Source organism: Sphingomonas changbaiensis NBRC 104936 (assembly GCF_000974765.1).
GTDB classification, from domain to species: domain Bacteria; phylum Pseudomonadota; class Alphaproteobacteria; order Sphingomonadales; family Sphingomonadaceae; genus Sphingomonas_B; species Sphingomonas_B changbaiensis.
Map to the genome: position 1 here is coordinate 1 of NZ_BBWU01000034.1, position 18,336 is coordinate 18,336.

17 protein-coding genes and 1 tRNA gene are annotated in these 18,336 nt (G+C 66.9%); 8 read left to right on the forward strand and 10 right to left on the reverse strand.

What is annotated here, in order from left to right:
• Together SCH01S_RS08480 and SCH01S_RS08485 are read left to right on the forward strand one after the other, a co-directional pair.
• On the forward strand, positions 1-1,327 hold a 1,327-nt coding region (locus SCH01S_RS08480), incomplete at its 5' end, for a class I tRNA ligase family protein (protein WP_046348386.1).
• A gap of 227 nt (positions 1,328-1,554) precedes the next feature.
• Positions 1,555-3,009 carry an MATE family efflux transporter gene (locus SCH01S_RS08485; RefSeq protein WP_046348374.1) on the forward strand — a complete coding sequence of 485 codons (1,455 nt, stop codon included), beginning with the start codon at positions 1,555-1,557 and terminating at the stop codon, positions 3,007-3,009.
• On the opposite strand, the gene SCH01S_RS08490 is transcribed toward SCH01S_RS08485, so the two are convergent.
• On the reverse strand, positions 2,993-3,880 hold the full coding sequence (locus SCH01S_RS08490) for a diacylglycerol kinase family protein (RefSeq protein WP_046348375.1): 888 nt from the start codon (positions 3,878-3,880) through the stop codon (positions 2,993-2,995). The genes SCH01S_RS08485 and SCH01S_RS08490 overlap by 17 nt on opposite strands.
• 29 nt (positions 3,881-3,909) lie before the next feature.
• On the opposite strand from SCH01S_RS08490, the gene hemB reads away from it, so the two are divergent.
• The 5 genes from hemB to SCH01S_RS08515 are packed head-to-tail and all read left to right on the forward strand — an operon-like array spanning position 3,910 to position 9,670.
• Entirely contained in the window at positions 3,910-4,905 is a 996-nt protein-coding gene (hemB, locus tag SCH01S_RS08495) for a porphobilinogen synthase (RefSeq protein WP_046348376.1), read from the forward strand.
• On the forward strand, positions 4,902-6,320 hold the full coding sequence (locus tag SCH01S_RS08500; RefSeq protein WP_046348377.1) for a pyridoxal phosphate-dependent decarboxylase family protein: 1,419 nt from the start codon (positions 4,902-4,904) through the stop codon (positions 6,318-6,320). Before hemB ends, SCH01S_RS08500 begins: the two co-directional genes overlap by 4 nt.
• A 4-nt stretch (positions 6,321-6,324) precedes the next feature.
• On the forward strand, positions 6,325-8,583 hold the full coding sequence (locus SCH01S_RS08505) for a fused MFS/spermidine synthase (RefSeq protein WP_369385535.1): 2,259 nt from the start codon (positions 6,325-6,327) through the stop codon (positions 8,581-8,583).
• A complete protein-coding gene (locus tag SCH01S_RS08510) occupies positions 8,580-9,122 on the forward strand; it encodes a GNAT family N-acetyltransferase (protein WP_046348378.1) in 543 nt (180 codons plus the stop codon). Before SCH01S_RS08505 ends, SCH01S_RS08510 begins: the two co-directional genes overlap by 4 nt.
• Positions 9,110-9,670 carry a gamma carbonic anhydrase family protein gene (locus SCH01S_RS08515; RefSeq protein WP_046348379.1) on the forward strand — a complete coding sequence of 187 codons (561 nt, stop codon included), beginning with the start codon at positions 9,110-9,112 and terminating at the stop codon, positions 9,668-9,670. Before SCH01S_RS08510 ends, SCH01S_RS08515 begins: the two co-directional genes overlap by 13 nt.
• On the opposite strand, the gene SCH01S_RS08520 is transcribed toward SCH01S_RS08515, so the two are convergent.
• Positions 9,648-10,133 (reverse strand): hypothetical protein, encoded by a 486-nt coding sequence (locus SCH01S_RS08520; protein ID WP_052733863.1) that lies wholly within the window; start codon positions 10,131-10,133, stop codon positions 9,648-9,650. The genes SCH01S_RS08515 and SCH01S_RS08520 overlap by 23 nt on opposite strands.
• An 83-nt stretch (positions 10,134-10,216) precedes the next feature.
• Here SCH01S_RS08520 and SCH01S_RS08525 point away from each other — a divergent pair.
• Positions 10,217-10,293, forward strand: a tRNA-Arg gene (locus SCH01S_RS08525).
• A 193-nt stretch (positions 10,294-10,486) separates the two neighbouring features.
• On the opposite strand, the gene aroB is transcribed toward SCH01S_RS08525, so the two are convergent.
• The 8 genes from aroB to SCH01S_RS08565 all read right to left on the reverse strand — a co-directional run bounded on the left by aroB (position 10,487) and on the right by SCH01S_RS08565 (position 18,153).
• The gene (gene aroB / locus SCH01S_RS08530) at positions 10,487-11,566 is read right to left on the reverse strand and encodes a 3-dehydroquinate synthase (RefSeq protein WP_046348380.1); all 1,080 of its coding nucleotides are present in this window, start codon (positions 11,564-11,566) and stop codon (positions 10,487-10,489) included.
• On the reverse strand, positions 11,563-12,093 hold the full coding sequence (locus SCH01S_RS08535; RefSeq protein WP_046348381.1) for a shikimate kinase: 531 nt from the start codon (positions 12,091-12,093) through the stop codon (positions 11,563-11,565). The genes aroB and SCH01S_RS08535 overlap by 4 nt, the downstream gene beginning before the upstream one ends.
• Positions 12,094-12,145: 52 nt before the next feature.
• Positions 12,146-13,270, reverse strand: coding sequence for a cell wall hydrolase (locus tag SCH01S_RS08540; protein ID WP_052733864.1), 1,125 nt, complete (start codon positions 13,268-13,270; stop codon positions 12,146-12,148).
• 134 nt (positions 13,271-13,404) lie between these two features.
• Positions 13,405-14,325, reverse strand: coding sequence for a cysteine synthase A (cysK, locus tag SCH01S_RS08545; RefSeq protein WP_046348382.1), 921 nt, complete (start codon positions 14,323-14,325; stop codon positions 13,405-13,407).
• Positions 14,322-15,608 (reverse strand): MFS transporter, encoded by a 1,287-nt coding sequence (locus SCH01S_RS08550; RefSeq protein WP_046348383.1) that lies wholly within the window; start codon positions 15,606-15,608, stop codon positions 14,322-14,324. The genes cysK and SCH01S_RS08550 overlap by 4 nt, the downstream gene beginning before the upstream one ends.
• Positions 15,609-15,668: 60 nt before the next feature.
• Positions 15,669-16,346: a PEPxxWA-CTERM sorting domain-containing protein gene (locus tag SCH01S_RS17160; RefSeq protein ID WP_052733865.1), complete on the reverse strand. Its 678-nt coding sequence runs from the start codon at positions 16,344-16,346 to the stop codon at positions 15,669-15,671.
• A gap of 180 nt (positions 16,347-16,526) precedes the next feature.
• Complete coding sequence (locus tag SCH01S_RS08560; protein WP_052733866.1) at positions 16,527-17,459, reverse strand: DUF481 domain-containing protein; 933 nt, start codon at positions 17,457-17,459, stop codon at positions 16,527-16,529.
• Positions 17,460-17,514: 55 nt separating this feature from the next.
• The gene (locus tag SCH01S_RS08565; RefSeq protein WP_245612201.1) at positions 17,515-18,153 is read right to left on the reverse strand and encodes a DUF4337 domain-containing protein; all 639 of its coding nucleotides are present in this window, start codon (positions 18,151-18,153) and stop codon (positions 17,515-17,517) included.
• Between the last annotated feature and the right edge of the window lie 183 nt (positions 18,154-18,336).

Genomic DNA, 18,336 nt, shown 5'->3' on the forward strand with positions numbered 1-18,336 from the left:
CCCCGTCCCGGGGAGGAGCTTGCTCCAGCGCCACTACCCCAACGACGTCCTCATCTCCGGCTTCGACATCCTGTTCTTCTGGGATGCGCGCATGATCATGCAGGGTTTGCACTTCATGAAAGAAGTGCCGTTCAAGACCCTGTATCTCCACGGTCTTGTCCGCGCGCCAGATGGGTCGAAAATGTCCAAGTCCAAGGGCAACACGGTCGATCCGCTGGGCCTGATCGACAAATACGGCGCCGACGCGCTGCGCTTCACGCTCGCGGCGATGGAAAGCCAGGGCCGCGACATCAAGCTCGATGAGCGCCGGGTCGAAGGCTATCGCAATTTCGCGACCAAGCTCTGGAACGCGGCCCGCTTCGCTCAGGCGAACGGCATCGGCGCGTCCACGTCGCTGGAACCGCCCGCCGCGACGCTGCCGGTCAATCGCTGGATCGTCGGTGAGACGATCAAGACCGTCCAGCGCCTCGACCTCGCGCTCGCCGACCTGCGCTATGACGAGGCGGCGAACACGATCTACCAGTTCGTCTGGAGCCAGTTCTGCGATTGGTATCTGGAACTGATCAAGCCGGTGCTTTCTCCCCTCCCGCTTGCGGGAGGGGCCGGGGGTGGGCAAATGCCTGAACTTGGTGCGGAGTCGAATACCGGTCCCACCCCTAGCCCCTCCCGCGAGCGGGAGGGGGACGAAACCCGCGCCGTCGCCGCCTGGGTGCTGGACCAGATCCTGGTCATGCTCCACCCGTTCATGCCCTTCATCACCGAAGAACTGTGGCACGCGATGGGGGATCGTCCCTACGATCTGATCGTCGCCAAATGGCCCATCGCCGACGCGCGTGCGATCGATCCGGAAGCGGCCCAAGAAGTAAATTGGCTTATTGGTTTAGTCGATTTGATCCGTTCTGCACGAACGGAACTCGGCATCGCTCCGGGCACAAAAATGCATTTGGAGATTGGAGGCGAAGACAAGTTCGCCGCACCGAACTTTGAATCGGCGGCGAAGTATCTGGGCAGTTTGCAGCGACTGGCTCGCATATCCAATGTTGAGCTGATCGACAGGCCATCGGCTCCGGCTATATCCATTCCTTACGACGGCGCAATTTTCCGACTGCCTCTGGAAGGTGTGATCGACCTCGACGCCGAACGCGCCCGCCTGTCAAAGGCGATCGCCGCAGCGGAGAAGGAACGCGACTCACTCGCCGGCCGCCTGTCGAACCCGAGCTTCGTCGAACGCGCCAAGCCCGAGGCGGTCGAGAAGGCCCGCGCCGATCACGCCGAAAAGTCGGCCGAAGCGGAACGGCTATCGGCGGCGCTTAAGCGTCTCGGATAATCGTCACCCCGGACTTGACCCGAGGTCCACCTTCTTGAGAAGGCAAGTGGGATGCCGGATCGAATCCGGCATGACGAGATTGCGCTGTCCTACACCCCCGCGTCTGTGCCACTTAGCTGCGATGACGGGCTTCAACCATCGCCAGGCCGCGGCGCATCGTCGCGTTAGGCGCCCAAATCGCCGTCACACGTGTCAACTTTGTCATCTTTCGAGCGTCTTGAACGCCTATGGCGCGTGAAAATCCCCGGAAACGCCGCGACCTGACGCAGGGGCCGATCGGCTCCACGCTGTTGCTGTTCGCGCTGCCGACGCTCGGCTCCAGCGTGCTGCAGTCGCTGAACGGCTCGATCAATGCGGTGTGGGTCGGCCGTTTCCTGGGTGAAAATGCGCTGGCGGCGACCGCCAATGCCAATCTGATCATGTTCCTGCTGAACGCGTTCGTGTTCGGCTTCGGCATGGCCGCGACGATCCTGGTCGGCCAGAGCTTCGGCCGGCGCGACATCGATTCCGGCCGCCGCGCGATCGGCACGGCGCTTGGCGCGTTCGTGCCGGTCACGGTCGTGATCGCGGTGCTCGGCTGGATCTTCGCGCCGGCGATCCTGACGCTGCTGCGCACGCCGATCGAGGCGTATCAGCCTGCGCTCGACTATCTTCGCGTGATCTTCCTCGCGATCCCGATGTCGCTGATCGTCATCCTGCTGATGATGGGCCTGCGCGGCGCGGGCGATTCGCTGACGCCGCTCTATTTCATGATCGTGTCGGTGATCCTGGATAGCACGCTGAACCCGGTCTTCATCCTTGGCCTCGGCCCGGCACCGCGGCTGGGGATTGCGGGTTCGGCGACCGCTACCGTGATCGCGAACCTGGTCGGCCTCGCCACGATGATCGGCTTCATCTACCTGCGCGACCTGCCGCTTCGGCTGCGCGGGCATGAGCTGACCTATCTGAAGCCGGATATCGCCATGCTCAGGACGATCATGGTCAAGGGTTTCCCGATGGGCCTGCAGATGATCGTCATCTCGCTGGCGGCGATCGTGATGATCGGCTTCGTCAACTCCGAAGGGCTGGAGACCGCGGCCGCGTTCGGCGTTACCCAGCAGCTTTGGACCTATGTCCAGATGCCGGCGATGGCGATCGGTGCTGCCGTGAGCGCGATGGCGGCGCAGAATATCGGCGCCGGCGCCTGGGATCGCGTGTCCCAGATCACGCGCGTGGGCATTGGGCAGAACCTGGTGCTGACCGGTGCGCTGGTCGTGCTGTTGCTGTTCGTCGACCGTCCCGCGCTGGCCCTGTTCCTGGGCGGCGACAGCCCGGCGCTGCCGATCGCGCGGCATATCCAGCTGGTCGCGACCTGGAACTTCATCCTGTTCGGCGTAACGATGGTCTATTTCGGTGTGGTGCGCTCGAACGGAGCCGTGGTCGCGCCGCTGATCATCCTGGCCGTGTCGATGTTCCCGGTGCGTTTGGGCTTCATCTATCTCGCGCGGCCGTTCCTCGGGACGGATGCCCTGTGGCTGAGCTTCCCCGCAGGCTCGATCGTCACGCTCGTCGCTGCCGCCTGGTACTATAAATACGGACATTGGCGGGACGCGCATATGTCCCAGCCGGTGCCTGAGGTCGAATGCCGCGAGGAAGCGCTCGGCACCAGCGAGCCGGGTGGCAGGCTCAATCCGGCCGCCTAGGGGCGGCGACCTCGATCACGCCCCGCGCCACCCGAGCGGTGCAGGGCGTGCGGGCGAGCACTTCGCCGTCGATCGAGATCGGCAGTGGCGGGTCGGTCGAGATGCGGAGCTCGGCGCCGTGGAACTCGCGCACCGTGCGCTTGCGGGCGCGAAGCCGCAGGATGCTCGCGGCCCAGCTCCACACCAGCCGGTGCCTGGTGTCGCCGATTACCGCCTGGACGACGATCTCGCCGCTATCGAGCCGGGCATCGTCCACCAGCTTGGTCCCGCCATGGTAACGCCCGTTGGCGATGCGGACCTCGACGGCGTCGATCGTCTCGTTGCCCACGGTCAGCTCGAACGGGCGAAAGCGCAGGAACTGCACCGCCGCCCAGCCGAAATAGCCGACTCGCCCCAGGTATCGCTTCAGGCCATGCGGGATCGTCTCCGCGATCAGCGGCGACATGCCGATCGCCGCGGCATTGGCGAAATAGTCCCGGTCGATCATGCCCAGATCGATTCGCCGCCGCTCGCCAGACGCAATGACGTCGATCGCGCCCTCCAGGTCCAGCGGGATGCCGAGCGTTCGCGCAAAACTGTTGGCCGTCCCCAGCGGCAGCAGCGCGAACACCGTATCGTGCGGCACGAAGTCGTCGACGGCGGACGACAGCGTTCCATCGCCGCCCCCGACGATCACCATCGGCGGACCGGCGGCCAGCACGCGCCGGATCGTCGGCCGCAGCTCCCTTGGATCGCGCACGGCATGCGCGTCGGTCAGCTCGATACCGCGCGCCCTGAGCCGCTCGCACGCCTGTGCGAACAGGTCGCGGCCCTTGCGGGATTTCGCATTCACGACAAGGGCGGCGCGCTTGGGAAGCTCTTTCACTGGCATCCGAACGCCGCTTCGGGCTAGTCGGGCGCATGCACAATGCCTCCTACCCGGCGCTCCGCCTGCGCCGCACCCGCGCCTCGGCCTGGAGCCGCGCGCTTCACGCCGAAACCGTCCTTACGCCCGCCGATCTGATCTGGCCGCTGTTCGTCGCCGAAGGGGAGGGGGTGGAGCAGCCGATCTCGACCATGCCCGGCGTCTCGCGCTGGTCGGTCGACAAGATGGTCGACCGCGCCCGCGAAGCGCGCGACCTCGGCATCCCCTGCCTCGCGCTGTTCCCGAACACGCCGGAGCATCTCCGCACCGACGACGGCGCCGAAGCACTGAACGCCGGCAATCTGATGTGCCGCGCAATCCGGGCGATCAAGGACGCGGTGCCGGAGGTCGGCGTGCTGACCGACGTGGCGCTCGACCCCTACACCGCCCACGGCCATGACGGCTTGATCGACGCGGCCGGCTATGTGCTGAACGATCCGACCAAGGATGTGCTGGTCCAGCAGGCGCTGAACCAGGCCCGCGCCGGCGCCGACATCATCGCGCCGTCCGACATGATGGACGGCCGTGTCGCCGCGATCCGCGCGGCACTGGAGGGCGAGGGCTTCGCCAACGTCCAGATCATGGCCTATGCCGCCAAATACGCGTCCGCCTTCTATGGCCCCTTCCGCGACGCAGTCGGCTCGCGCGGGCGACTGCAGGGCGACAAGAAGACCTATCAGATGAACCCGGCCAATGCCGAGGAAGCGCTGCGCGAAGTCGCGCTCGACCTGGCCGAAGGTGCCGATACGGTGATGGTGAAGCCGGGGCTGCCGTATCTCGATATTATCCGCCGGGTGAAGGAGCGGTTCGAGGTGCCGGTCTTCGCCTATGCCGTCTCCGGCGAGTATGCGATGATCGAGGCAGCGGCAGCGGCCGGGGCAGGGGACCGTGACGGGCTGGTGATGGAAAGCCTGATGTCGCTGAAGCGCGCCGGCTGTTCGGGTGTGCTCACCTACCACGCGCCCCTGGCGGCAAGGTTGCTCGGCCGTTGAGCGATCGCGCCCGACTGCAGGCACTCGCCGCGGCGGCACGGCCGCTCGAGCCCGACCATGCCGAACGCGCGGCGCTGATGGCGGCGGTGCAGGCGCATGCCGAGCGATACCTCGACGCCCTGCCGGACGCGCCGACCTATCGCGTCGGCCCTGTCGCCGCGCCCGGTTTTCCCGACGCGCCTGCCGGGATCGAAGAAGCGCTTGCCTTCATCTCCGACCAGATCGAGCAGCGCGGCATCGCGACCGCTTCCGGCCGGTTCATGGGCTATATCCCAGGGGGCGGGCTGTTCCATTCCGCGCTTGGCGACTTCCTCGCGGACGTCTCCAACAAATATGCCGGCTTCGCCTCTGCCGCGCCGGGGGCGGTGCGGCTGGAGAATGCCTGCGTGCGGTGGCTGGCCGACGCCATCGGCTACCCGGCCGAAGCGGCAGGCGCGCTGACGTCGGGCGGCAGCATCGCCAACCTGTCGGCGATCGTCGCCGCGCGCGACGCGCTCGATCAGGACGGCGGCGGCGCGGTCTATGTCGCGCCGACCGCGCATCACTGCGTCGACAAGGCGCTGAAGATCGCCGGGCGGGGCGCCGCCCCGCGCCGGACGCTCGCGCTCGACGCGAACCATCGCATCGCGCTCGAGTCGCTCGAAGCCGCCCTGGAGCAGGATCGGCGCGACGGCGTGCGGCCTTGGCTCGTCGTCGCTTCGGCCGGAACGGTCGACACCGGCTCGGTCGATCCGTTGACAGGGATTGCCGAGCTCTGTGCCCGCTACGGCGCCTGGATGCACGTCGACGGCGCCTACGGCGGATTGTTCATGTTGTGCCCGGAAGGGCGAGCGGTCCTGGGCGGCATCGAGCGTGCCGACACGCTCGCGGTCGACCCGCACAAGACGCTGTTCCTGCCCTATGGCACGGGCGCCGTGCTGGCCCGCGATGGACGGACGCTCCGCGCGTCGTTCAGCGCGGCCGCCGATTACCTGACGCCCTTCGCGGCGCTGGAGGATATATCGCCCGCCGACCTGTCGCCGGAGCTGACCCGCCATTTCCGCGCGCTCCGGCTATGGCTTCCGATCCAGCTTGCCGGGCTGGACGCGTTCCGGGCGGCGCAATCGGAGAAGATCGGGCTGGCCCGCTACATGCACGCGCGCCTGTCGGAGCTGCCGGGATGGGAAACGGGCGCAGCGCCGGACCTGTCGGTGTTCGCCTTCCGGTATCGGCCCGGAAAGGGCGACATCGACGCTTTCAACGAACGGCTGACGAAGCGGATTCAGGATGATGGACGCGTGTTCCTGAGCTCCACCCGCATCTATGGCCGACTGCATCTGCGCGCCGCAATCCTGTCTTTCCGCGCGCATCTGGAGCATGTCGACGAAGCGATCGACGCGCTCCAGAGTGCAGCCCGGGCGCTGGAAGCGGAGTAAGGACGTGGCGACCGCAATCGGCGCGATCGAGGCGGAGCGGATGGGCGAGGCGCGGCGCGATCTCGGCCCGCTATTCGTCGGCACGATCTTCGTCGGCTCCTTCCTTCTGTTCCTCGTCCAGCCGATGATCGCGCGGATGGCGCTGCCGCGGCTGGGCGGCGCGCCGGCGGTCTGGAACAGCGCGATGCTGGTCTACCAGGCGCTGCTGCTCGGCGGCTACGCCTATGCGCATGGTCTCGCGCGGCTGAACGTACGCACGCAGTCGATCGTCCACCTGATCCTGCTGGCCGCTGCCGCGCTGATGCTGCCGATCGGGCTGATCGGCCGCGTGCCCTCCGCAACGGCGTCGCCAGCCTTCTGGGTGCCCTGGCTGCTGCTGCTGTCGATCGGGCCGCTGTTCTTCGTCGTCGCCGCGCAGGCGCCGCTGATCCAGCGCTGGTATACGGCGGCAACGGGCGGCAAGGATCCTTATCCGCTCTACGCCGCGTCCAATCTCGGCAGCTTTACCGGCCTGCTCAGCTATCCGCTGCTGGTCGAGCCGCGGCTGGCGCTGGCCGAGCAGAGTTCGCTCTGGACCGGCGGCTATGTCCTGCTGGTCGTCCTCACGCTCGCCTGCGCGGCGGTGCTGCCGCGCGCCGGACTCGATACCTCCGATGCGGGGTTTTCCGCCGAAGCACCGCCGACGCTGAAGCAGCGGCTCTGGTGGGTGCTGCTGGCCTTCGTGCCGTCCGGCCTGATGCTGTCGACGACCACCTATTTGACCACCGACATCGTCGCGATGCCGCTGATCTGGGTGATCCCGCTCGGCCTGTATCTGTTGAGCTTCACGCTGGCCTTCAGCGAAGGCCGCAGCATCGTCACCGGGATCTGCCGCCTTTCCCCCGTGGTGATGCTCGCAATGGGCGGGCTGTCGCTCCAGAACGCATCCCGAGAGCCGCTGCTGGCGATGACGGTCCAGCTGCTGCTGCTGTTCGTGGTCGCCGTGACCTTGCACGCGCGGATGTATACGTCCCGCCCCGCACCGCGCCATCTCACCTCCTTTTACCTGTCGATGTCGGTCGGCGGGGTGCTGGGCGGCCTCTTTTCCGGTCTGCTCGCGCCGCTGCTGTTCGATTGGACCTATGAACACCCGCTGCTGATCCTGCTCGCCGGCGCGCTGGTCCCCCAGGCTTATCTGTTCGGGATCTCCGAAAGACGGTGGGAGGGCGGGCGCGGCCGGCGGCTGGCGATCACGATCGCCTATGCCGCCATCGTATGCGCCATCGCCTGGCTTGCCATCCGGCGGCCCTTGCCGTGGCTCAACACGCACGGCTCGACCATGGGCGCGTCGGCGATCGGCCTGATCACATTGTTCTGCATCGGCCGACGCTGGCCGTTTTTGATCGGCCTCGCCGCGATGGTGCTGGTGTTCGGCGGCTGGGATTCGATCCAGCGCACGCTCCATCCGGGCGAGCGGTATCGCAGCTATTTCGGCATCTACACGATCATCGACGAAGGCGACATCCGCACGCTCGCGCACGGCACGACCGCACACGGCATCCAGCGCCTCACGCCCGGATTCGAGCGGGAGTTGACCAGCTATTACAGTCCCTATTCCGGCGTCGGCCAGGCCCTGTCGCGAACGCCCGAGATCGTCGGTCCGAACGCACGCATCGGGGCGGTGGGACTGGGGACGGGCACGCTTGCCTGCTACACCCGGCCGGGACAGGACTGGCGGTTCTTTGAGATCGATCCGACCGTCGTCCACATCGCCCGCGAAAGCGGCGCGTTCACGTTCCTGGCGCGCTGCAACCCGGACGCGAAGATCGTGCTGGGCGACGCCCGGCTTTCCCTGGCGAAGATGCCGGCCGACAGCCTCGACGTCCTCGTCCTCGACGCCTTTTCGTCCGACGCGATCCCGATGCACCTGCTGACCCGCGAAGCATTCGCGATCTACGGCCGAGTGCTTGCCCCGAAGGGCATGCTGCTGGTCCATATTTCCAATCGTTTTCTCGACCTGGAGCCCGTGATTGCCGCGGCGGCGCGCGACGGAGGATGGGAGGCTGCGCGGTATGATGATGCTGTCCAGGCCGACTCCGGGTTGTCGCGCTTCATTTTCAGTTCCAACTGGATCCTGATGTCGCGCGATCCGGCGGTGCTGGATCAGGTCACGTCCCGCCCGCCGCCCAACGGCAAATGGCGTCCGCTCAAGGCCGACCCCGGGTTTGCCGGCTGGACCGACGATTATTCCACCATCCTGCCGCTGCTGAAGGCTTTCCGATGAGCTTCTCTCACGCGACCGAACGGCTGCTCCTGCGCAGCTGGCGCGACGCGGATGCCGACGCGTTCGAGTCCGCCTGCAACACGCCTGCGGTCACGCGCTATCTGGGCGGCCTCCAGACTCGCGCGCAGATCGAGGCCGCGGTCGAGCGCATCCGCGCTTGCGAGGCGGAAAACGGCTTCTGCTTCTGGGTCGTCGAGCGGCAGGCGGACAACGCCTTCCTGGGCTTCTGCGGCCTGAAGCGGATGCGGATCGACAATTCGCCGGAAGCCCTGGTGGACGAGCCCGAGATCGGCTGGCGCCTGCGCGAGCAGGCATGGGGCCAGGGCTATGCGAAAGAAGCTGCGCTCGCCGCGCTCGGGCTGGCGTTCGGCCGCTTCGGGCTCGATCAGGTCTACGCGATCACGATGACGGAAAACGCGCCCAGCTGGGGCCTGATGCGGCGCATCGGCATGTCCCCGCGGCCGGACCTCGACTTCGACATGCCCGTCTATGGCCGGCACGTGACCTACAGGATCGGGAGCGACGAATGGACGGGGTGACGCTGATCGAAATCCACGGCAAGCGGCCGCGCATCCATGACAGCGCCTTCATCGCGCCCGGCTGCCGGCTGATCGGCGATATCGAGATCGGGCCGGACGTCAGCATCTGGTACAATTGCGTGTTGCGCGCGGACGTGAATTTCATGACGATCGGCGCGCGCACCAACATCCAGGACGGCAGCGTCTGCCATGTCGATTCGCCGCGTCCCGGCACGCCCGAAGGACACCCGCTGATCATCGGCGAGGATGTGCTGATCGGCCATATGGCGATGGTGCACGGCTGCACGCTGGCCGATCGCAGCTTTGTCGGGCTCGGCGCGATTATCATGGACGGCTGCGCGATCGACAGCGAAGGCATGCTCGCCGCCGGCGCGATGCTCACTCCCGGTCGCCGGATCGGCCCGCGCGAGCTCTGGGGCGGCCGCCCCGCAAAGCTGATGCGCCAGCTGACCGATGCCGAGATTGCCGGCAACGCGATGGGCGTCGCGCATTATGTCGAGAATGGCCGCGCCCACCGCGCGGCGATCAGCCGGGAATCTGCGCCCTGAGGCGATCGATGGCGCTTTGCTGCACCTGAACAAGAGCCTCGATCTGCCTGTCGGCCGCCTGCAGTTCCGTTTGACCGGCGTCGTTTCCGTCCTTCAGCCGCATCGCGATCAGCGTGTCGAGCTCCGACAGCGCTGATGTCGACGGCGCGCGCTCGCTTTCCAGCGCGCTCAGCAACTGTTGCGCCGCCACCCAGCTCTCGCTGCCTTCGGTGCCAGCGGAAGCGGCGGCGGCTTCTGCCTTGGGCAGCAAGGCCGCGAACGCGCGCTGTCCCGTCTGGGCGCGCGCGATCAGGCCGTCGATCTGCGCCTTGAGCGCCGTGTCGGCAGGAGCCGGTGGCGCGACCTGCCGCACCGGCTCGTTCAGGTCGCGGTCTTCGATCGGACGCTTGGCGAGCGAGGGCCCGACGCCTTCGCTGGCGCAGCCGGCGAGCAGGAGAGGAACGAGGAGGAACAGGCGCTTCATCGCCGCCCCGCCTAGGTCGTTCGATTGTGCCTCGCAATGGTCTTGCATCTGCCGAACGACCCGCCTATGTCGCCGCTTCCCACGCGCCCGTAGCTCAGCTGGATAGAGCATCAGACTACGAATCTGAGGGTCGGACGTTCGAATCGTTCCGGGCGCGCCATTTTCCGTTCAAGGGTGGACACCAGCTCACGGGGCGTGGCCGTCGCGACGCATGCTCCAGCACCTTTCTTGAACGAGTAGGCCGATTCGTCGGTCTCCGGCATGCACCGGCGCAAGAATGCATCGCCTCTCACCAACGGACCCGATCAGTGTCCAAGGCCTAGCCGCTGCCAAAGAGCTGCGGACGGTCAGGATTATTTCCGGTCATCCAGGAAGGCGGCTACCTCATCCAGCGAGACCGACTTGTCGACGAACGCCTTGCCGATGCCGTGGGCGAGGATGAAGGGCACGCGGCCACCGGCCTTCTTCTTGTCGTGTGCCATATGGGCCGCGAGGCGTTCGCCGGACGCGGTGACGCCGGCTGAGACAGTATCGTGCGGGAGGCCGATGCGCCGCAGATGCTCGGCAACCCGCGTTGCATCGGACGGTGAGCAAAGCCCGCGCTGGGCCGAGAAGCGGAAGGCGAGGCCCATGCCGGCGGCAACCGCTTCGCCGTGGAGCAGGGCCGGGCCGAAGCCGGTCTCGGCTTCCAGCGCGTGTCCGAAGGTATGGCCCAGGTTCAGGAGCGCGCGGCGATCGGCGGTCTCGCGTTCGTCCTCTGCGACGATGCGGGCTTTCGCCGCGACGCTGTACGCGATCGCGTGGGCGCGCGCTTCGGGATCGCCAGCGAGCAGCTTCTCGGCATTCGCTTCGCACCAGGCGAAGAAGCCGTCGTCGGCGATCAGCCCGTATTTGACCACCTCGGCATAGCCGGCGCGGAGCTCGCGCGCGGGGAGGGTGTCGAGCACGGTCGGGTCGATCAGTACGAAACTCGGCTGATGAAAGGCGCCGATCAGGTTCTTGCCGGCGCGGGCGTTGATGGCGGTCTTGCCGCCGACCGAGCTGTCGACCTGTGCGAGCAACGTCGTCGGGACCTGGACGAAGCCGATGCCGCGTTTGACGATCGCGGCGGCAAAGCCGGTCAGGTCGCCGATCATGCCGCCGCCAAGCGCCACAATGTGTTCGCCGCGCTCGACCTCCAGCGCCAGCAGGTCGTCGCAGAGCGCTTCCAGATGCGACCAGTTCTTGGTCGCTTCGCCGGCGGGAAGCACCAGGGGAATGATGTTGGGGTGGCGCAGGCGCGGCAATTGCGCCGCAGCCACGGTCTCGTCGGTGACGACGATCAGCCGGTCGCCGGCAAAGGGCGCCAGCAGTTCGGCGGCGCGGCCGAGCGCGCCGGCTTCGATCAGCACGTCATAGCGTCGGGCGCCGAGTTCGACGGGGACGACAGTCATCGGGCAAGCGCTCTCAGGATGGCCTTGACCGTCGCATCGTGCGGCGAGGGCTGGCTGCGGACATGGATCGGCGCCAGCGCGTAGACGGGATTGCGAAGCTTGGCGAGGTCGCCAAGGACCTGGCGCGGGTCGCGATCCTTCAGCAGCGGGCGCGTGGAGCGGCGGCGCACGCGCTCCACCAGCGTGTCGAGATCGGCCTCCAGCCAGACGGCGGTCGTTTTTTCGAGGATCAGGGCGCGCGTGCGCTCATTCATGAAGGCGCCGCCGCCGGTCGCGATCACCTTCGGGCTGCCATCGATCAGCCGAGCGATCACGCGGCGTTCGCCGTCGCGGAAATAGGCCTCTCCGAACATCTGGAAGATTTCGGAAATGGACATGCCGGCGGCCGCCTCGATCTCCTCGTCCGCGTCGACGAAGGGAAGGTCGAGCCGCTGGGCGAGGCGTCGACCGACCGTCGTCTTTCCCGCGCCCATCAGGCCGATCAGCACGATCGGGCGGTTGAGAGAGCGGAGCGGCGCCGGGTTCATGACCCTCGGCTAGAACACATCGGGCGGGAGGTGAAGGGCGGCGGTGAGCGGATCAGCTGGTCTTCATGCACTGGCTCTGGTCGGCCCGCACGAATTCCTTGCAATTCCAGAGCATCTTTTCGAAGCCGTTGGAACGATTGCGGAGATAGCTGAACGACAGCGCCTGATGCTGCTCGGCCTCGATCGGGAAACCCTTCGGCGCCTTGCGCGGGTCGGTCCAGCCCATGAACTTGCAGAAATCCTTCTGACCGCAGGCGGCGAGGGCGAGCGCGGGGAATTTGCTCGCGCCCACCTTCTTGTCGAGTACAACGACGAACGCGTCACCACCGGGCGACACGATCTTCACCTGCTTGGCGCCGCGTTCGGCAAGCTTTTCGATCGGCACCGCAGTCTGATCGCCGGCGAGCTGCACGTCCGCGGCATGGGCCGGCGACAGGCTCGCCAGCTTCGCGATCACCGGCTCGGACCCGGCATAGTCGCCGCGGAAGGCACCGGGCGTGCCCCACCAGCCTTGCCAACGGAAGAAAAGGTGGCTGCCGACTGCCGCGACCTTGTCGAGCGTGCCGCTCCAGTAAGGCACGACCCAATTGGTGTGATAGTGCGTCGAATAGCCGACGGGCTTGAACACCTTGCCCTTCAAGGCGGCCTCCGCGATCTCTCGCGCGCGCTTCCAGCCTGAGACCGAAGGAATGCGGGCGAGGGAGCCGTCGCAGGTGAAGGTGAACTGGCAGCCCGTGTCGCGGTCGGAGCCCTGGAACACGACGCCGCAGATCGTTTTCGGGAAGGCGGGATGGCGGAGGCGGTTGAGCACGACCTGCGCGACCGCCCGCATGCCGTCGTCGCCCTCGGCGGCGGCTTCGTAATAGGCAGCGGCCGCAAGGCAATCGAGCGAGCGCGCATAATCGTCGCTGCCGCTCTTCAGTTTGAAGGGCCGGGCGGCAGGATTGGGTTCGGTCGAGAAGGGGATCGACGCGTTGATCTTTACTGCGTCGTCCGGCGCGACATCGATATATCGAAGCGGCTCGACCGGAGGAGCGGGAACGTTCGGCGGCGGCGCGAGACGGGATTCGGAGAGCTGGACGATTTTTCCGCTGCCCGCCAGGAAGGCGGCGCCCCGGCTCTGGGCGGCCCAGACGCCCGCGGCGACCAGAAGCGCCATGACCGCCGTGGCGATCATGTCATGCAGGTCCCGCCTCGTCCTCAGCCTTGCGAACACGCCAGTCTCCGAACAGACAAGCGCGGGCGCATAACAGAATGCGCCCGCGCTGTCAGTTCGGTTAAGATGAGATTGGTGGTTTACGCGATCAAGTGTCAGGCTTCGGGCAGGAAATCCGGCACTGACAAGTAGCGTTCGCCGGTGTCGTAGTTGAAGCCCAGCACGCGGGTATTGTCGGGCAGGTCGGGAAGCTTTTGCAGGATCGCGGCGAGCGTCGCGCCCGAGCTGATGCCGACCAGCATGCCTTCCTCTCGCGCGGCGCGGCGGGCCATGTCCTTGGCCACTTCCGCCTCGACCAGGATCACGCCGTCGAGCAGCTGGGTGTGCAGGTTTTCCGGGATGAAGCCGGCGGCAAGGCCCTGGATCGGGTGCGGGCCGGGCTGGCCGCCGGAAATGACGGGGGACAAGGTCGGCTCGACCGCGAACACCTGCAGGTTCGGCCATTCCTTCTTCAGCACCTCGGCGCAGCCGGTGATATGGCCGCCGGTGCCGACGCCGGTGATCAGCACGTCGATCGGCGTGTCGCGGAAGTCCCTCAGGATCTCCTGCGCCGTCTTCTCGGCATGCACGGCGATGTTCGCAGGATTGTCGAACTGCTGCGGCATCCAGGCGCCGGGCGTGCTGTCGACGATCTCAAGCCCGCGCTCGATCGCCCCCTTCATGCCTTTTTCCTTCGGCGTGAGATCGAAGGTCGCGCCATAGGCCAGCATCAGGCGGCGACGCTCAAGCGACATGCTTTCGGGCATCACCAGGATCAGCTTGTAGCCCTTCACGGCCGCGACCATCGCCAGGCCGATGCCGGTGTTGCCGGAGGTCGGCTCGACGATCGTGCCGCCCGGCTTCAGCTTGCCGGTGCGCTCTGCATCTTCGATCATCGACAGCGCGATGCGGTCCTTGATCGAGCCGCCGGGGTTCGACCGTTCCGACTTGATCCACACCTCTGCGTCGCCGAACAGGCGGTTGATCCGAATGTGCGGCGTGTTGCCGATCGTTTCGAGGATATTGGCGGCTTTCATGCGGGCTTCTCCTGCATCACGGCTTCGGGAAGGGCGGTTTCGGGCAGATCGAAGGTGCGGGCGCGGCGGATTTCGGGGAACAGATAGGCCCAAATGCCGGCGACGGCTATGGCGCCGATCCCGCCGAACGCGACAGCGCCGATCGGGCCAAGAACGGAGGCGAGCAGCCCGGATTCGAGCTCGCCCAGCTCGTTCGACGCTGAGATGGCGAGGCCCGAGACCGCCGATACGCGGCCGCGCATCGCATCCGGCGTGTGGAGCTGGACCAGCGATGATCGGACATAGACCGACAGCATGTCCATGCCGCCGAGCACGATCAGGGCGGCCATCGAGGTCATCATCGATTTGGAATAGCCGAAGGCCAGGGTCGCCGCGCCGAAGCCGGCGACGCCCAGCAGCATCTTGACGCCGACATTGTGGTGCAGCGGACGCCAGGCGAACCACAGGGCGACCACGGCCGCGCCGACCGCCGGAGAGGCACGCAGCCAGCCCAGGCCTTCGGGCCCGACGTGCAGGATGTCACGCGCATATACGGGCAGCAGCGCGGTCGCGCCGCCCAGCAGCACCGCAAACAGGTCGAGCGTGATCGCGCCCAGCAGGAACCGATGGGTGCGGACATAGCCGAGCCCGTCGACCATCTGCCGGATCGGGTGGTTGCTCCCGGACATGGCCGTCGGCATGATGCGGCGAATGGGGGTCAGCGCCAGCATCGAGAGCACCAGGAAACCGGACGCGATCCAGTAGGGCAGCGCCGGATCGACATGGTACATGAAGCCGGCAAGGGCGGGTCCGCCGACCGAGGCGCTTTGCCACGCGATCGAGCTCATCGCGATCGCTCGTGGCAGGACCGCGGGCGGAACGATGTTCGGAGCGATCGCCGTCATCGACGGGCCGAGGAACACGCGCGCGACGCCGTGCAGGGCGGCCAGCCCGAACAGCAGCGGCAGGGTCAGCGCGTGGGACGCGGTCGCGAAGCCCAGCGACAGCGCGATCACCAGGTCGATGCCGTTTGCAAGGCGCGCGACCAGCCGCCGCTCGAAGCGATCCGCGACCCAGCCCGCAACGGGCGTCAGCAGGAACAGCGGCACGAACTGGGCGAAGCCGACCAGGCCCAGATAGAAGCTCGCTTCCCTGACCGACATGCCATAGTCGGCGCGCGCCGTGTCGTAGATCTGGTAGCCCAGGATCACGACCATCGACATCGTCGCCAGCACCGCGGAGAAGCGGGCGATCCAGAAAGCGCGGAAGTCGGGAATCGCGAGCGGGGAGGGATGAGCCTGCACAGGCCGCTCCCTATGCGGGGACCAGCCTCCGCCGCAACCGCGAACTGGCTTTGCGCCTTGTTAGCCCGGCTTGGCCATTCGGAAGGACGGACGGGCCGCCCGCCGCCGCAGCCTGCCGCCGGTCAGGCCGAATCCGGCAATCAGCATCGCCCAGCCGGCCGGTTCGGGGACCGCGCTCCGGGCCAGCTCGACCGAGACATTGTCGAGTCCGTTCGAGTTATCGAACGCCGGGTCACCGTTGCGGAAGGTGATCGTGGTGCTGGCCCCGTTCGCGGTGAAGTCGACCATGCACTTCATCCAGCTGAGCACCAGCCCGGGGGTCGAGTTCGTGCAGCTGCCGCCGCCGCCCTGGCTCAGCTCGACATTGACGGTGCTGGTCGTGCCGAACAGGCCGCCCGAGACATTGCCGACCCAGAAAGTGATCGCATAGGCCTGACCGGGCGTAGTCGCGACGGTCTGGGCGAGGCCGACCGGCGCGTTGTTGTTGAAGCCGGTCAGGTCCATCCACTGGTTGCCGTCCTCTGCCGGGAACTGGAAGGGAGGATTGCCGGCAAAGGTCGACGGCACCTGGCTGAGCGCCTGGCCGGCCGGTCCGACGATCGTCCAGTCGGTCAGGCCCGACGATCCGACGACATAGCTGACGAACTGCGAGCCGGGCAGGACCGGCGTTTCGAAGCTGCCGTTGACGAACAGGTTTGTACTGGGCGGGTTGTCGGCCCGGTCGACAGCGGGCGGCATGGGCGGGGACAACAAGAGCGCGGCGGAGGCTATGAGCAGGGCAGGAACCATCGCGTTCACTCCCGAGGGATCAGACTACGCGCTACCGATGCAACCCGGTGATCTCGCCGGCCATGCAGGCCCGACGGCTGGTTGGACGCCGAAACGACTTGGCCGGCCTAAGGTTCCGCGGGAGATGGGCTAAAGCTTGTAGACGAGGCTCGCGCGGCTGATCGAGCCGCTGGTGCTGACGCCGCTCAGGCCATCTTCCTCGACACGGTATTCGTAGCTGAGCCGCAGCTTCAGCTTGTCCGAAATCTTGCTGTCGAGCGCGGAGCTGAGCAGGCCGCTGCTGGTTCCGTCCTCGTAGAAGACCGAGACGCGCTGGGTGAAATCGAGCCGCGGGCCGATCGCGAGGCCGAGATCGAGGGTGCCACGGCCGGCAAGTCGTGTCTGCTCCGCTCCCTCATCGCTGATCGTGTGGCGAAGCGCGGGGCCGCCCTCGATCGCCACCTTCAGCTTCTTGCCGGAGCTGAGCGACCAGCCGGCGCCGATGCCGGCCGTGTAGCGCTGATCGTAGCCGAGCGCGGGGTCATGCTCGAATTGGCCCAGGCCGAAGACATAGCTTTTGGCCGACGTCGCATAGCGCGGCTGCCACGAAGCGAGCAGCCGCTCGACCGCGCGCACGCCGTCGGTTTCCTGGATCTCGCCGCGGAACTGAAGCTCGTGGCTCCAGTCGATCCCGGCGCGCTTGAGGTCGAGCGAGGCGAGGGCGCCGAGGCTGTCGGTCGGCCCCGTCGACCAGGAAGCGCCGAACTCGACCTGCCCGGACCAATTGTCGAACGGTCCCGCTTCGGCAAGCCTGCGCTGCGCGGCCTGGGCGGCCTCTGCCTCGCGGGCGGCGACCTGCGCCTGCCAGGCGTTCCGCATGTCGGCGAGCGCCGGCGCAAGGTCCGGGCGGGCCTTTCCGGCATAGTCGAACAGCTTGGCGATCGTCTTCGCATCGCCATCGGCGATGGCGGCGTCGAGCATCGCCTTCAGGTCGGCCGGAATCGCATAAGCGGCGGCCGGCGCGGGAGCCTGCACAGACGGCGGCGGGGGCGCTTGGTCCAGCATCCGGCCCGCATAAAGCATGGCGCGTGCGAGGCAAGCCGCAGGCGCGGCAGAGAGCGCGAAAAAGCCGGGATTTTCAGCCGAGGAGCGTGCTGAGGATGTCCGGGTGGAAGCCCCAGCCGGCAAAGCCGCACAGGCCCATGAACAGGCCGAACGCGCCGAACGCCCAGGACGCGAAGAGAAGCCAGCTGCTCTCGGCGAGCGCGGCGACCGCTGCGATCGAAATGGCGGTGGACACGGCCGCCTCGCTCGCGTCGAACTGGTCGTCGTGCACGTTGAGCGCGTCATAGGCGTCGGAGCGTGCCTTCGCCCGCTTCGCAAGCGACGGGGCTTCGACGCGATATTTGACGATGTTGCGATCCAGATCGGCCAGCAGCGCGGCCGCTTCCGGCCGGCCGGCGCCGATCAGCGCGATCTGCACGCGCGAGCTTTCCGCGATATGGAGCTTGGTGCGCGCGGCCTGATATTCGCTCCAGAGGTCGATCGAATCCGATTGCGCCTGCTGCATCGCCTGGACGATGTTGCCGTCCTTGATCCCGCACAGGCCGGCGAACACGGACAGCACGACGACGGTGATCGCCACCTGCTTGTTGAGGGACTTGTCCTTCGCTTCCGCGCTCACCTCGATTTCCATGCGCGTAAGACGGCGCGCTTCGCGATAACCGCACGGCGGTCGAGCGACATGGACGACATGGACGACATGGACGACATTCACATGGAATCGGGAAAATTTCAGGGCCCCCGAAGCTTCGCTCCGCAATGTCTGCACAGGGTCAAAGAGCCGCTGACGAGCACGTGACTCGGCGTGGGGGAGCGTATCCCGGCGCCAGTGGTGTAGGACAGGCTTATCTTCTCAGGGATCGCGGAGCATCCCCTTGGAAAGCGGACCGGCCCCTCT